This is a genomic window from Algoriphagus terrigena DSM 22685 (genome assembly GCF_000429445.1).
In the GTDB taxonomy this organism is placed as follows: Bacteria; Bacteroidota; Bacteroidia; order Cytophagales; family Cyclobacteriaceae; genus Algoriphagus; species Algoriphagus terrigena.
In genome coordinates, this window is sequence record NZ_AUBW01000007.1 from 1 (window position 1) to 14,206 (window position 14,206).

At 46.4% G+C, this 14,206-nt stretch carries 16 protein-coding genes and 1 tRNA gene; 8 read left to right on the top strand and 9 right to left on the bottom strand.

Translation table 11 applies throughout. From position 1 onward, the window contains the following. Nucleotides 1-305 (top strand): integrase core domain-containing protein (locus G459_RS0107130; RefSeq protein WP_026967027.1); only part of this gene is annotated, 305 nt, incomplete at its 5' end. 77 nt (nt 306-382) lie between these two features. On the opposite strand, the gene G459_RS27025 is transcribed toward G459_RS0107130, so the two are convergent. From G459_RS27025 to G459_RS0107150, 4 genes are all read right to left on the bottom strand, one after another. Beyond that, entirely contained in the window at nt 383-1,330 is a 948-nt protein-coding gene (locus G459_RS27025) for a formylglycine-generating enzyme family protein (protein ID WP_245588140.1), read from the bottom strand. A gap of 215 nt (nt 1,331-1,545) precedes the next feature. Continuing rightward, complete coding sequence (locus G459_RS0107140; RefSeq protein WP_026967028.1) at nt 1,546-2,553, bottom strand: hypothetical protein; 1,008 nt, start codon at nt 2,551-2,553, stop codon at nt 1,546-1,548. 311 nt (nt 2,554-2,864) lie between these two features. Further along, entirely contained in the window at nt 2,865-4,646 is a 1,782-nt protein-coding gene (locus G459_RS0107145; RefSeq protein WP_026967029.1) for an SLC13 family permease, read from the bottom strand. A 3-nt stretch (nt 4,647-4,649) separates the two neighbouring features. Further along, complete coding sequence (locus tag G459_RS0107150) at nt 4,650-4,925, bottom strand: DUF202 domain-containing protein (RefSeq protein WP_026967030.1); 276 nt, start codon at nt 4,923-4,925, stop codon at nt 4,650-4,652. 47 nt (nt 4,926-4,972) lie between these two features. Here G459_RS0107150 and G459_RS0107155 point away from each other — a divergent pair, with 47 nt between their 5' ends. Continuing rightward, complete coding sequence (locus G459_RS0107155) at nt 4,973-5,869, top strand: DUF3078 domain-containing protein (RefSeq protein ID WP_026967031.1); 897 nt, start codon at nt 4,973-4,975, stop codon at nt 5,867-5,869. A 378-nt stretch (nt 5,870-6,247) separates the two neighbouring features. On the opposite strand, the gene G459_RS27030 is transcribed toward G459_RS0107155, so the two are convergent. The 3 genes from G459_RS27030 to sucC form a co-directional block, all read right to left on the bottom strand. Next, nucleotides 6,248-6,547: a DUF3892 domain-containing protein gene (locus G459_RS27030; RefSeq protein WP_035455385.1), complete on the bottom strand. Its 300-nt coding sequence runs from the start codon at nt 6,545-6,547 to the stop codon at nt 6,248-6,250. Nucleotides 6,548-6,722: 175 nt separating this feature from the next. Then, nucleotides 6,723-6,796, bottom strand: a tRNA-Arg gene (locus G459_RS0107165). 14 nt (nt 6,797-6,810) lie between these two features. Continuing rightward, nucleotides 6,811-8,025 carry an ADP-forming succinate--CoA ligase subunit beta gene (gene sucC, locus G459_RS0107170; protein WP_026967032.1) on the bottom strand — a complete coding sequence of 405 codons (1,215 nt, stop codon included), beginning with the start codon at nt 8,023-8,025 and terminating at the stop codon, nt 6,811-6,813. Nucleotides 8,026-8,255: 230 nt separating this feature from the next. Between sucC and G459_RS0107185 the strand changes: the two genes are divergently transcribed. Next, complete coding sequence (locus tag G459_RS0107185) at nt 8,256-8,912, top strand: ABC transporter ATP-binding protein (RefSeq protein ID WP_026967033.1); 657 nt, start codon at nt 8,256-8,258, stop codon at nt 8,910-8,912. On the opposite strand, the gene G459_RS0107190 is transcribed toward G459_RS0107185, so the two are convergent. After that, complete coding sequence (locus G459_RS0107190) at nt 8,909-9,358, bottom strand: peroxiredoxin (RefSeq protein WP_026967034.1); 450 nt, start codon at nt 9,356-9,358, stop codon at nt 8,909-8,911. The two genes, G459_RS0107185 and G459_RS0107190, sit on opposite strands and share 4 nt — an antisense overlap. A 153-nt stretch (nt 9,359-9,511) precedes the next feature. Here G459_RS0107190 and G459_RS0107195 point away from each other — a divergent pair, with 153 nt between their 5' ends. The 5 genes from G459_RS0107195 (at nt 9,512) to G459_RS0107215 (ending at nt 13,808) form a co-directional block, all read left to right on the top strand. Next, a complete protein-coding gene (locus G459_RS0107195; protein ID WP_026967035.1) occupies nt 9,512-10,318 on the top strand; it encodes a DMT family transporter in 807 nt (268 codons plus the stop codon). A 314-nt stretch (nt 10,319-10,632) separates the two neighbouring features. Further along, the gene (locus G459_RS0107200; RefSeq protein ID WP_026967036.1) at nt 10,633-12,120 is read left to right on the top strand and encodes a nicotinate phosphoribosyltransferase; all 1,488 of its coding nucleotides are present in this window, start codon (nt 10,633-10,635) and stop codon (nt 12,118-12,120) included. After that, the gene (gene pncA / locus G459_RS0107205; protein ID WP_026967037.1) at nt 12,110-12,736 is read left to right on the top strand and encodes a bifunctional nicotinamidase/pyrazinamidase; all 627 of its coding nucleotides are present in this window, start codon (nt 12,110-12,112) and stop codon (nt 12,734-12,736) included. The genes G459_RS0107200 and pncA overlap by 11 nt, the downstream gene beginning before the upstream one ends. Nucleotides 12,737-12,739: 3 nt before the next feature. Then, entirely contained in the window at nt 12,740-13,255 is a 516-nt protein-coding gene (locus G459_RS0107210) for an acyl-CoA thioesterase (protein WP_026967038.1), read from the top strand. A gap of 19 nt (nt 13,256-13,274) precedes the next feature. Next, nucleotides 13,275-13,808: a dihydrofolate reductase family protein gene (locus G459_RS0107215; RefSeq protein ID WP_026967039.1), complete on the top strand. Its 534-nt coding sequence runs from the start codon at nt 13,275-13,277 to the stop codon at nt 13,806-13,808. 2 nt (nt 13,809-13,810) lie between these two features. Here G459_RS0107215 and G459_RS0107220 read toward each other — a convergent pair whose 3' ends face one another. After that, on the bottom strand, nt 13,811-14,128 hold the full coding sequence (locus G459_RS0107220) for an antibiotic biosynthesis monooxygenase family protein (protein ID WP_026967040.1): 318 nt from the start codon (nt 14,126-14,128) through the stop codon (nt 13,811-13,813). Nucleotides 14,129-14,206 lie beyond the last annotated feature (78 nt).

Sequence of the window (14,206 nt, forward strand, 5' to 3'; positions counted from 1 at the left end):
ATGGAGGAGGTCAGTATTATTGCAGGCAATTTGTGGCAATGACCCAAAAGCAATTCCAAAATAGTATGGGGAAAACAGCTTATGAGAATCCTAAAGCAGAGCGATTAAACAGGACAATCAAGAATGATTACCTCTATGGATATCATCCTGCAACATTCAAAGAGCTGGAAATTAAAACAGCCAAAGCAGTTAAAATGTATAACCAGGAGAAACCTCACCAAAGTCTGGGAGGCTTAACTCCTGATCAGTTTGAACGAAATCAAATTCTAACCAAAACCAACTTCAAAACGGTCAACTCTATTTAGGACGGTACAGTAGGAAGTCCGCAAATGGCAGCGGGGAAATTCTGTCGACTGCAAACTGTATACTGCCTACTGTGTACTTACTTCATTCCCAATGTCTGTGGGACGGCGTCTTTGACCAGTCTGAAGCCTACATTTGAAGTGCCCGAATCATAGGAAGTGCCCTGTCTTGCGGAAGGTCTGTAGTTCACGCAGTAGTTTACCGCGCAGAGATATGAGCCGCCCTTCATGACGCGTTCCATCGCGTAGGGATTGTCGGGATTGTAGCATGGGTTCATGTTGGCGTCCAGTTTGGGAGCTTGGCCGGCGAGTCTGGCCAGCTTTAGCGCATCATACCAGTCGGAGGTGAGCTCCCACACGTTGCCGATCATATCGTATAGTCCGAAAGCGTTCGGAGCAAAAGATCCCACAGGAGCTGCTCCCATGAATCCGTCGTTTCCTTCGTTGAGATGAGGAAAAACTCCCTGAAAGGTATTGGCTAGATGTTGTCCACTGGGATTCAGCTCGTCTCCCCAAGCAAATCGCTTCCCGTTGACGCCGCCCCGGGCAGCAAATTCCCATTCAAATTCAGTTGGGAGTCGCTTTCCTGCCCATTCTGCATAGGCTTGTGCATCCTCGAAGGACACCTGAACAACCGGATAATTTTCCTTTCCGTCAATATTGCTTCCCGGTCCTTCGGGATTTTTCCAGTTTGCTCCGTTCACCCATTTCCACCAGAGTGAGATGTCGTTGGTAGGGACTTCATAGGGTGGGGGAGAGAAAACCATCGCACCCGGTACAAGGATGGACTCGTCCGGCTTTGGAGTTCCCGGAGGAAGTTGTTTTTTGAGCTCTTCCCAGTCAGGCTTACGTTCCGCCACGGTGACATAGCCTGTCTCTTCTACGAATTTTGCAAACTCTGCATTGGTGACTTCCCGAGTGTCCATCCAGAATCCGGCTACTTCCACATCGACTGCAGGCTTTTCTGCTGGGTAGGCATCGGCTTCGTTGGTGCCCATCGTAAACTTCCCACCGGGAATCCAAGCCATCCCTGGTTGTTTTTGAGGAGGCTCGGTGCTTGGTGAAATGGCTAAATTGCTGTTTTCAGGAGCCTTCACCTGTGATTCACTCGGAGAATTACAGGAAAACAAACTCCAGGACAAGGCAGCTGCCAGATATAAAAATTGAAGAGAAGCAAAATTTTTCATGGAGGAAATTTAAGCGAAAAAGTGCTCACAGACACCCCACGGCCTGACTTTAAATGTTAAACTTCCACCAAATTCATCTTGGACTCTACTTTTTTGCGAAGCTTATTGAAAAATTGCCTCCGTTCCTTTTCGCCTGTTCCGCTGATCAAGGTTGAACGTTTCATGAGGTTTTCAAGGTTTTTGAACATTGAATCGTTGAATTTCTTGTCCATTGAACCGATGAAATACATCACGCTGTGATTGAGGTAGGTGATTTTGGAATCTCCCAACTCGGCCATGAAGGTATTGTCTCCCAAGACGATCTCGTTGAGGTACATCTTGTATTCACCGCTGTCCTCGGTAGGAGGGTGGCCAAAACTTGACTTCCTGCCCGCATCGGCCATTTTCTCCAGATGATCTATGACTTCCAAGACACATTGATAGAGTGCTAGGGTGTCATTGGAGTTCTTGATCAGCCCCATTTCATGGTAGACTTCGATCTGTCGGAGCGTCGTATTCAGACTTTCTTCGTTCCAGATTTCCGAGGTTGGCACACGGTTGTAGACTTTGATCGTTTTCTGGGTGATTTCGCGGTATTTTTCAAAGTGATTGTCTGTGATCGCGAACTTGGCGTTTTTGAGATCATCAAAAAGCAGGATTGACTTCATCCAGAAGAAGAACTTGAATCCAGCCAGCGCAGGATGATAGTAATGGTGAAATGGAGGCATATCCTTGACTAAAAAGTAAACATGCTTGTGGCTGAAGCTATTGACCAGATTGAGCTGCGACAGCACATCTTCCATCCACTCCGTAAAGCTGTCGCTCTGGTATGAATTGGTGTTGCCCTGAAACAAGATGGACTTGGAATCCAAGCTGAAAAACTTGTCCAGTGATACATTGAACCGCTGACAGAGGATCCGCAGTTCTTCGAAATCCAGCAACTTCTCGCCCCGGATTCTCCGGTAGGCACTATCCATACTTACATTGAGCGTCTCGGCTATCTCATCTACCAATGAGGAGTAGGATGGGATGGTGGACTTTAAGCTATGGAAAAACTGCGCCTGAGTCGAAGAAGAAATCGTCATAGGGGTTGGTGGTCAGAGGTTTTTGCCCGAAAAGAAGATAGTTGAATATATGAAATGTTGGAAAAACCTTAGCAAGAAAAAGAATATAATTTTGGATATATGCTTTTATAATTAAGTATATTTTGAAAATAACTAAAAAGCCAAAATAAAATTAATAAAAGAAAAGTTTGCCTTTATTGAGGGATCAGTCTCCGGTTTTTGAATAAACTAATTCTCTTAGGTACTAAAAAAGGGAGGCGCCGCATGGACCCAGGCCATTGTCTAGGACGATTATTTTTGAATTTGAAAAAGTCAAACCAGCCCAGAGTGCTTTAAAACGGGAAAAATATCGGGATACAGATACTTGCAATAATCCACAGCAGGATGTTGAGTGGCGTGCCGACCTTCATGTAATCCGAAAATCGGTAGTTGCCGGGGTTGTAGATCATTGTATTGGTCTGGTAGCCCATCGGAGTCATGAAGCTTAGGCTCGCGGCAAAGGTGACTGCCATCAGCAAAGGTCTTGGCTCGACATCCAGCGTTGCGGCAATGCTGATAGCAATTGGGGCTAGCAGCGCGGCGGTGGCATTGTTGGACATGACATTGGTCAGGAGGAAAGTCAGGCCGAAGATGGCGCTCAAAACAATCTGAGGGCCGTAAGCGCCGAATAGCTCGATTACTCCTTGGCCGATGAGCGTTGCTCCACCGGTTTTCTCCAAGGCTGTGCCCATAGACAGGACTCCTGCAAGCATGAAGATTACCTTCCAGTCAATCGCTTTGTAGGCCTCATCGGGGGTAATTGCACGAAGCATTACCATTGCCAAAGCCCCAGCGGTAGCCGACAGAGTAATGGGAAATATTCCAAATGCTGCCAACCCGATGACTAAAGCCAAGATTCCCAGCGTCAAAATCACTTGGATTTTATTGAGGTGTCCTGTTTTCTTTCCGGATATCAGCAAAAGATCTTCCGACCGCTGGATGGATTGGATCGTTTCTTCGGTGGCGCGAAGTAAGAGGACGTCTCCAGCCTTGAGGGATGACCCGGCAATGAGCTTGTCCAGAAGACCCTTCCTGTGTCGAATCCCAATGACTACGACCCGGTCAAATAACTTCCGGAAGTCGATTGATTTGATACTCTCATTTACAAGGGAGGAGTTGGGTGTGACAATGGCCTCAAAGAGCTTCTCATCTACCTCGGTAGCCGGTTTGGTGTCCCAATCGAGTTCAGCTTTGATCTCGATGCCCTTCACTTTTTTCAACCGGTCGAGGTTTTTATGGTCGGCGGTCACTCGGATCATGTCACCGGAGAGGATCACGCTGTTGGGATATACTTTGACGCGGTTTCCATCCTCTCGGATGATCTGTAAGGGCCTAATCGCTCCGTCCTTGAATATCTTTTGCTTCAGCACTGGCTCCATAAGTTGGTCGAACTCATCTGTTATGGTGATCTCCACCAGGTAGTCTCCCAAATCATAATTGCCTGAATGGTCGATGCTCGGGCCGCGTTTGGGAAGGATCCATCTTCCGACCGTCACCATGTAGAGCGTGCCTGCTGCGAGAAAAATAAGTCCCATGGCGGACATTTCAAAAACCCCGAAAGGAGACAGCCCGGCTTTTTCAGCAATGCCGCTTACCAAGATGTTGGTACTAGTACCCAGAAGTGTGCAGATTCCCCCCATCAGTGCCCCAAAAGAAAGTGGCATTAGGAGTTTGGATGGGGGGATTTGATTCTTTTGACTCAGGTGGATGACCGCCGGCATCAGGAGGGCGACGACTGCCGTGTCATTGATAAAAGCCGATAAAATTCCCGAGGTCAGCATCAGACTTAGAATCAGTCTGCTTTCGCTTCTCTGTGCCTGGCTTTCGAGAAAAAGACTCACTTGATCCAATATTCCTGTCTTGAAGATGGCCTGCGAAATCACAAACATCGCTGCTACTGTGATCGTTGCAGAGTTTGAAAATCCGGCCAGCCCTTCTTTGAGGTCGAGTATGCCTAAAAGCATAAACAAAACCATGACTCCGATAGCGACGGTATCAACAGTGAATTTTTCTGTAAAAAATAAGATAACCGCCAAGGCGATGATCCCAAGAACGAGCTCGGTTTCGAACGTCATATATTACATCTTGAGGTAGTTTCCCTTCTTCAATTTTCTTTTTATCCTAAAATAATTGAAGATTCCTATTGCTAGAAAGGCAAAACTCAATCCAAATGCAAGGTAGCCGAGTTGTCGAACGTGGGCGAGCTCTCTCACTTCAAAAAGGGCGGTACCGGAGACGAGAAAATACAGCGCAGTGCGGATAAAAGAGAGCAGCGTCCGATCATTTGCCAGGGCAGTTCGCTGGCGGGCCAGGTAATCTCTGACGATTAGTTCTTGTTCAAAGTCTTTTTCCATAGATTCTATTTCTTATTTTTAAGCGTATTATTCTAAATAAAAAGGTTATGAAGAAGTTATTTACAATTTTTCTTTTTTTAGTGACATTAGGAATCGCATCCGCTCAGGATTCGACCGAAACAGCAAAAGCCGACACCACCTATTGGCTGAAATCCATCGAGGGCACCTTTGCACTGAATCAGGCGTCATTCAGTGGCAACTGGACAGGGGGTGGCGTCAACTCAGTGGCCTTCACGACTGGCATCTTTGCAAGAGCAAACTATGCCAAAGAAAGATGGTCTTGGGACAACACCCTGGATCTCTTCTATGGAGTGGTCAAAAATCAGGACGAAGACGGCCGCAAATCCAATGACCGGATCCTGATAGACTCCAAGGTAGGCTTCAAGGCCGGAGAGAAGTGGAATTATTTTCTGGCGACGACATTTGCAAGTCAATTCGCACCAGGGTATGAGTTTACCGACACGGATCGGACGCTCATTTCTAAGTTTGCCAATCCGGCCTATCTGACTTTTTCCCTGGGGATGGAGTACAAGCCCAACGAGGAGTTTAGTCTGAGACTGTCTCCATTTTCACCGCGGTTTACTGTTGTGACTGACACAGACCTCTACCTCAATGTACCCGATAACTACGGCGTTCCGATTGGAAAAACGGTCCGTCAGGAGTGGCTGGCGATGAGTTTGCTGGCCGACTGGAACAAGCAACTTTCCGAAAATATCAACCTTAAGGCGCGGTACGGAATGTTTGCCAACTATGAAACCCTCGCATGGGATACGATCGATCATCGGCTTGATCTTGTGCTCGCCGCGAAGGTCTCCAATCTCGTGAGCGTTACCCTGACCGTGGCATCATTATATGATTTGGATCAGGACGAAAAAATCCAATTTAGCCAGGGACTTGGGATTGGTTTGGTCTACAAGCGAGGAAATTTTCCTGAAAAGAAATAAAAAGAATACAAATTATTCTTTGGTATTTTGATTTGAAAAGAATTGTATTATTTTTGAATTCATTGTGGTAGTTAAATAATAGTTGGTTTAGTTTTCAAATAAAGGGCAGGAGATCTTCTCCTGCTTTTTTATTTTCCTACCACGGAATAATTCTATTTTTTTTAAAACGTTAATCCTGCGTTCAATATTTTAGATTGATAGTAAAATTTCAGATTTTCTGGCGGAAGAGATCTGCCGCAGACTGGAAAAGCGGAGCATCGGGTGGAGAACATAATACCTACTTTTAAATTTTATCGGTCTCGATTCTAAGAGAAAGGATTGAAGTAAGCCGATTTCATTCGCTGAGATCAAAAGGATTCCCGAAGGCCACGGAATGCACTACAGTTGAAAGGCCAGGTCGCATTCGGGCAAGTCTTCCAGCAGATTGTGAAGGTAGCCTTGACCTTTAGCAGTAAGGAAGGTTTCAGATGCGTTTAGCGTACAGATATTCACCGGAATTTCCTCAAAGTTCTCCAGCAGATAGAACTCCCAAATCCCGGCGTTGATCCCTTCGATTGCTTCATCGATAGAGATACTCCATTTCTCGCCCAGTTCATTGATCCCGCCGACATGGGTGATGTCTCCCTCTGATGGGCCTTTCGTTGTTTTTTTGACAAAAAATATTCTGAATCTTTCCATAGCCGAAGTTTTTTCCTTGGGCTAATATCCACCTCTAATCGAGACCTTCGATTTAAGTTTAGGTTTTTTAAGTTTTTATTGACCTTTCCAACAGATTTTAACGGTTGTGCCGGGGGAAGTTTTTCGCAGTGGATAGAAAACAAAAAAGGCTTAGACAATTGTCTAAGCCTGGAAGTACGCGCGGAAGGATTCGAACCCTCAACCCTCAGAGCCGAAATCTGATATTCTATCCAGTTGAACTACGCACGCATTCTGTTTTATTTTTAAGCTTCAAGCACGGCTTGAACTTTCTCAGCAGCTTCTTTCAAAGTGATTGCTGAGGTTACTTTCAGTCCTGATTCGTCAATGATCTTTGCGCCCTCTTCAGCATTGGTTCCCTGTAGTCTCACGATGATCGGAACTCGGATGTCGCCGATGGATTTGTAAGCTTCAACGACTCCGTTTGCGATACGGTCGCAACGAACGATACCGCCAAATACGTTGATCAATATTGCTTTTACGTTTGGATCCTGAAGGATGATTCGAAAACCAGCCTCTACGGTAGTGGCATTGGCTCCTCCTCCCACATCAAGGAAGTTGGCAGGCTCACCACCAGCAAGCTTGATCATATCCATGGTCGCCATCGCAAGACCGGCACCGTTTACCATGCAACCTACGTTTCCGTCAAGCTTCACATAGTTCAGACCAGATTTGCCAGCTTCTACTTCCAAAGGATCTTCTTCCGCCAAATCTCTCAATTCTGCCAGTTTTGGCTGACGGTAAAGTGCATTGTCGTCGATGTTGACTTTGGCATCTACTGCCAGGATCTTATCATCGGAAGTCTTCAATACCGGGTTGATCTCAAACTGAGAAGAGTCGGTGCCAACATACGCATTGTATAGCGCAGTGGTGAACTTCACCATTTCTTTGAAAGCAGTACCGGTAAGACCCAGTTTGAAAGCGACTTTTCTAGCTTGGAAGCCTTGAAGTCCGACCTTCGGGTCGACCCATTCTTTGATGATCTTCTCAGGGTGCTTTTCAGCAACCTCTTCGATATCCATCCCACCTTCAGTAGAGGCCATGATCACGTTGGATCCGGTTGCTCTGTCCAGAAGGATAGACATGTAGTATTCTTTTGGCTCGGAAGCTCCGGGATAGTAGACATCCTCAGCGACCAAGACCTTGTTTACTTTTTTACCCTCAGCTCCAGTTTGGATCGTGACCAAGGTTCCTCCAAGGATTGCAGCTGCTTTTTCTTTGACGTCCTCCAATTTTTTGGCAAGCACCACACCTCTGGAGCCTGTCTCTTGAACTTCACCTTTTCCGCGTCCACCTGCGTGGATTTGAGCTTTGATCACATACCAGGAAGTACCGGTTTGAGCGTTAAGTTTAACTGCAGCTTCGTGAGCGGCTTCAGGAGAATCAGCAACGATTCCTTCCTGAATTTTCACTCCGTAGCCTTTCAATACTTCTTTTGCCTGATATTCGTGAATATTCATATGTATATGATTATTTTCTCAAAAGTCACATGAAATCTCGCATGGCTGGTGACATTCCCAGTTTGAGACTTTTCAGTCATGCTTGATTTCATTCCCTGGAAATTTTGCTCGAAGATAAGGCGAGGAGTTCGATAAATCAAACCGGGATTTTTCATTTTTCTTCAAGAAATGCCTTTAATTCCTGTATTTGAGGGATTTGTTTTACTTTTAAAAACTCAAAAAAATCTACCATGCTGATAGCCAAAGGGATTCATAAATCCTACGGAAGCCTCCACGTATTAAAAGGTGTTGATCTTGAAATTACCGAATCGGAGATCGTATCCATTGTCGGTTCGTCAGGCGCAGGGAAAAGTACCCTGCTCCATATCTTGGGAACGTTGGATCAACCCGATCAAGGCGAGCTGACTATGCAGGGCAAGAACCTGATGACATTAAAGGGTGATAGTTTGGCAGATTTCAGAAATCAGCAGATCGGATTTATCTTCCAGTTTCATAACCTGCTGCCGGAATTTACCGCCCAGGAAAACATCCAGATTCCGGGGTATATCCTCGGAACGTCATCGGAAGCTTTACAAAAGAAATCCGGTGAGCTCGCCGAAATCCTCGGAATCAGCCATCGCCTGGATCACAAGCCGTCCACTCTCTCCGGAGGTGAGCAACAGCGTGTCGCGGTAGCCAGAGCCTTGATCAATAATCCTTCGGTTGTGTTTGCGGATGAACCCAGCGGGAATCTCGATACGGCCAATGCCAAGGGGCTTCATGAGCTTTTTTTCAAGCTGAGAAGTGAATTGAAACAGGCATTTGTGATCGTGACGCACAACGAAGAACTGGCCGGAATGGCCGATCGAAAGGTCGTGATGCAGGATGGATTGATCGTCTCGAGTTAAGCTTTCTTGAGCTTGGCGATCATCGCGCTCACGTGTTTCTTGTTTTCAAAGAGTCCTTCAAAAATCCCGGCGATCCGATGGTTTTCGTCTAGGAGGTAAGTGACCCTTTTTGGGATTTTAAGCACGGGAATCAAGGCGTCAAAGCTCTTGCAGACTTTTCCGTCAGGATCAGAAAGCAAGTCAAATGGCAACTGATGCGCTTTTTTGAATTTTTCGTGCGTGGGAATATCATCCCGGCTAATGCCAAAAACAGGCACCTCCATGTCCCTGAATTCACTGAACTGATCTCTGAACTCACAGGCTTCTGCGGTGCATCCTTTGGTAAAATCTTTCGGGTAAAAGAATAGAATCAGCGGCTTGCCGAGCAAGTCTTTGAGTTGAAAAACCTTTGCTGAGGTTGATGGGAGCTGAAAGTCTGGAGCTTGTGAGCCAAGTGCTAGTGCCATAGATTTGGTTTTCGAATACAAGCAGTTTAGCTGGAAGAAAGTTTCAGCCAACTAAAATTTCGCAGGACTGAACTTTAGCCAGACTGTTTAGATTTACAAACCAAAGTTTATCACAAGCCCCAACTTCCATTGAAAATCAGCAGCGTTCAGTCCATGCTTTTGGCAGGGATATTTTTTGCGATGATGAACGTCTCAGTCAAGTTCGTCCCGCATATTCCCGCGATTGAGATAGTCTGGTTCCGATCTGTTTTTAGTTTGGTCTTTACTTTCGTCATTCTTCGCCAAAAAGGAATCGCCGTCTTCGGTAATCACAAAGGCAGCCTGGTGATCCGTGGAATAGTCGGATCGATCAGTCTGATTCTCTTTTTCTACACCCTGCAGCGAATCCCGCTGGCAAGTGCTGTGACGATGCAGTATCTGTCGCCGATCTTCACCACGATCTTGGGCGTGTTTATCCTAAAGGAAAAAGTAAAGCCGATCCAGTTCCTGTACTTTGCGATGGCCTTCGCGGGTGTTCTGATCATCCAGGGAGTGGATACCAGAGTTGATCCACTGAGTGCTGCGATGGGGATTGTATCCGGACTTGCTGCCGGCATTGCCTATAATATGATCCGGAAACTGAAGACCTCCGAGCATCCACTGGTCATTGTTTTTTACTTTCCGTTGGTGGCGCTGCCCGTCGCATCAGTCATTATGATCTTTGACTGGGTCATGCCGACTGGCTGGGATTGGTTGATCTTGCTATGGATCGGGTTCTGTACGCAGAGCGCCCAATATTTCATGACTGTGGCGTATCAGACAGGCAACCTGTCCAGAGTTTCGAGTATCAGCTACATGGCGGTGCTGTATGCCTTGATATTCGGCTTCATTTTGTTTGGTGAAACCTTCCCATTTGCGTCCTATATCGGAATGGCGTTGGTACTCGTGGGGATTTTACTGAATTTGAGGGTGAAGCATTAGACGTTAGATATTAGACGCTAGACACAAGACTTTCTGACCTTGCTTGATGTTGGTTCTCACATTTCGGTCAAGTATCTGGTTAAAGATGGGGTTCGTTTTGTCTTGTTTCTTGATTCGAGAATCTTGTGTTATAAATTCTCACTTCTTGTGTCTAACGTCTTTCATCTTTTGTCTTGAACAGGACTTCGGCTTACCTTTATTTTAACTTTTGAACACCTTTCATGAAATCGAGCATGTCGCTAAGCACGCATCAGAGAAATGATTGTCAACTTTGCGAGATTCCATGTGGCCATTGAAAGACAAACGATAAACACATGAAAATCACCAAAGATCTCTATCAAAGTAATCTGGTTTTGCTCACGGACTTTTACCAGCTGACGATGGCCTATGCTTATTGGAAGGCCGGGAAGGCCGAACAGGAGGCGGTGTTCAATCTGTTTTTTCGGAAGCATCCCTTCCAGGGCGGTTTTACGCTGGCAGCTGGGCTGGACTATGTGGTTGATTTTTGTAGCAATTTCAAGTTTGAAAAAGCCGACCTGGAATATTTGAGGGTCATGAAAAATAAGGACGGAAGTCCGGTCTTTGAGGCGGATTTTCTGGAATATCTTCAAAAACTCAAATTCACCTGCGACATAGATGCGGTGGAAGAAGGCACGGTAGTGTTCCCCAACTCACCCTTGGTGAGAGTTAGAGGGCCATTGATCCAGTGTCAGTTGCTGGAGACACCGCTTTTGAATATCATCAATTTCCAGACATTGATCGCCACGAAGGCAGCCAGAATCAACGTCGCTGCACAGGGAGAGCCCGTGCTGGAATTTGGACTTCGCAGAGCGCAGGGAATCGACGGCGCGCTGGCAGCCAGCCGTGCGGCGTACATCGGTGGCTGCACTTCGACGTCCAATGTAATGGCTGGAAAACTTTTCGGAATTCCAGTCTCTGGAACGCATGCGCATAGTTGGATTATGTCATTTGAGACGGAATTGGAGGCATTTGAAGCTTATGCCGATGCTTTTCCAGACCAATGCATCTTTCTGGTGGATACCTATGACACGCTCAACGGCGTAAAAAATGCCATCAAAGTTGGGGAGATTTTGCGAAGCAAGGGAAAGGAAATGGTAGGGATCCGGATAGATTCCGGTGACTTAGCCTACTTCAGTTCTCAAGCGAGGCAGATGCTCGATGAAGCCGGGTTTCCGGATGCGAAGATCGTGGCTTCCAACGATCTGGACGAACATATCATCGCTTCACTTAAGTCTCAGGATGCGGCTATCAATGTATGGGGAGTCGGCACAAAACTAGTTACCGCCTATGATCAACCCGCACTGGGAGCCGTCTATAAGCTCTCGGCGATCAGAAACAAGGAGGGAGAATGGGAACCCAAAGTGAAAGTTTCCCAGCAATCGCTTAAGATCAACATTCCAGGAATACACAACACCAAGCGCTACTACAGTAAGGGCAAGGCAGTGGCGGACATGATTTTCCTGGAAGACCAAACGATCGATCCGAGGGGCGTCATGATCATCGATCCGGTGGATGCCACGAGACGGAAGCGGCTGATGCCGGCTTTTTATCAGGAGGAAATCCTGCTGAAGCCGATCTTTGAAAAAGGTCGAAAGATTTACAAACTTCCAACGCTTCACGAGATCCGGGATCGGGCGACGTCTCAGCTTGAATCTCTGGATAAGACCCACATGCGCTTGGTCAATCCTCACCTTTATCCGGTTGGATTGGAGGAAAATCTGCACCATTTACGGATGGAATTGGTTTTGAAAGCGAAAAAATTTGAAAGTGGTGAAGATTGAAAAGAATGACGTACTGCTCGTCGTCGATGTGCAAAATGACTTTGTCCCCGGTGGAGCGCTGGCCGTAAAGGAGGGAGATCTAGTCGTGCCGGTGATCAATGCACTTCAAGAGGAATTCAAGCAAGTAATCGCGACGCAGGATTTTCATCCGTCAGATCACGGGAGTTTCGCGGCAAATCATCCCGGGAAAAATCCCGGAGAATTCATCGAACTGGCAGGTTTGACGCAGATTCTCTGGCCTGTGCATTGCGTTCAGGGAACTTCAGGTGCAGATTTTCATTCGGATCTGAACCAAGGTCAATGGCTGGGAATTTTCCAAAAAGGCAAAAACAAGGAAGTAGATTCTTATTCAGGCTTTTTCGACAACGCGCGAAGGGGAGACACTGGCTTGGGAGATTATCTTAAATCCCTTAGTGTTGAGCGTGTTTTTGTATGTGGATTGGCTTTGGATTATTGTGTAAAATTCACGGCGATGGACGCCATGGAGCTGGGTTTTGACACATTTGTGATAGCGGATGCCACCCGGGCGGTCAATCTAAGTCCAGAGGATGGCGCCAAAGCGCTTAAAGAGATGGAGCAAAAAGGAATTAAGATATTGACCAGCAAAGACATATAAGCTATGTTTGATTACGATCCAGACAAGCATTATCCAACCGAGACCGAAAGCCGGGTGGTCATTCGGTTTCAGGATTGCGATCCATTGCAGCACCTGAACAACGCCAAGTATTTCGACTACTTTTTCAACGCGAGAGAGGATCAAGTTCCAAAGCTCTACGGACTGGAGATCATCGACCTGATCAAGACCTACAAAGCGGCTTGGGTAGTCTATAATCATAACATCAGCTATGTCAAGCCGGCGATGGTGGGAGAGTGGGTGCGGATCATGAGCCGGATTCTCTGGCACAATCACAACACGATCGTGGTCGAATACTACATGACCGACGATTCTAAGGCGCAGCTGAAGACCGTTCTTTGGTCTACGATGCGCTATGTGACTTTGGCTGAAGGAAAATCCACAGACCACAGCGGCGCTGTGCAGGATTTTCTCAAAGCAACTTCAGGTAATATGGATATCAGTCAGTTGGATATCAAAGACCGGGTAAAAACCCTTATTTCAGAGTTTAGAAAAGGTTAATTTTTTTTTAATACAAGCCATGCGAAAACTGATCATCTACATTGCCTCGAGTTTGGACGGATATATTGCGCAGCCAAACGACGACTTGAGCTTTTTGAAACTAGTCGAAAAGGAAGGCGAGGACTACGGCTATGCGGAATTTACCGCGACGATAGACACGATCATTCTCGGCCGAAAAACCTACGATTGGGTCCTGCGTGAGATCGGTACCTCTCACTATGACAATGGGGATCGGGACGTGTATGTGATTACCAGAACGGAAAGGCCGAGTGTTGGGAGAACCAAATTTTACACCGGAGACCTTGTCGAATTTGTTCGGCGATTGAAAGCAGGAACCGGTAAAAACATCTATTGTGATGGCGGTGCCGAACTGATCAACGAGCTTTTGAAGCATGACTTGATCGACGAATATATCATCTCAATTATTCCAGTATTGCTTGGAAGTGGGACAAGACTTTTCAAAACCGGCCGACCCGAACAGCAACTTGAATTGCTGAGTACAAAGGCATTTGAAACGGGACTTACCCAGCTTCACTACCGGCGAAAGGCCTAATTTTAGAGTTCAAATCCATAATCGCGTTCGACCAGCGCGATTCTCGTTTTGTAGGCCGTGTACCATTTTTCACGCCCGTATTTTTGTGCGACCAGGTGGTCCGTGTTTGCTTTCCATTGTTTGATGGCTTCCAAATTTTCCCAATAAGAAATAGTAATTCCTAGGCCATCCCGAACGCTTTCATGTCCCAAATAACCCGGCTGGAGCTCCGCTAAGCGGACCATTTCATCCGCCATTTCTCTATATCCTTCATCGACTTGGGTGCGATAGCTTGAGAAGATCACTGCGTAATAAGGCGGCGTTGGAGTTTTTGCAATCATTTTTTCAAAAGGGGATAGGGGTAGATGATCCTTCGCTTGTCATAGGTAAAAATAGAGGAAATAAACGCTTCTGAGAAG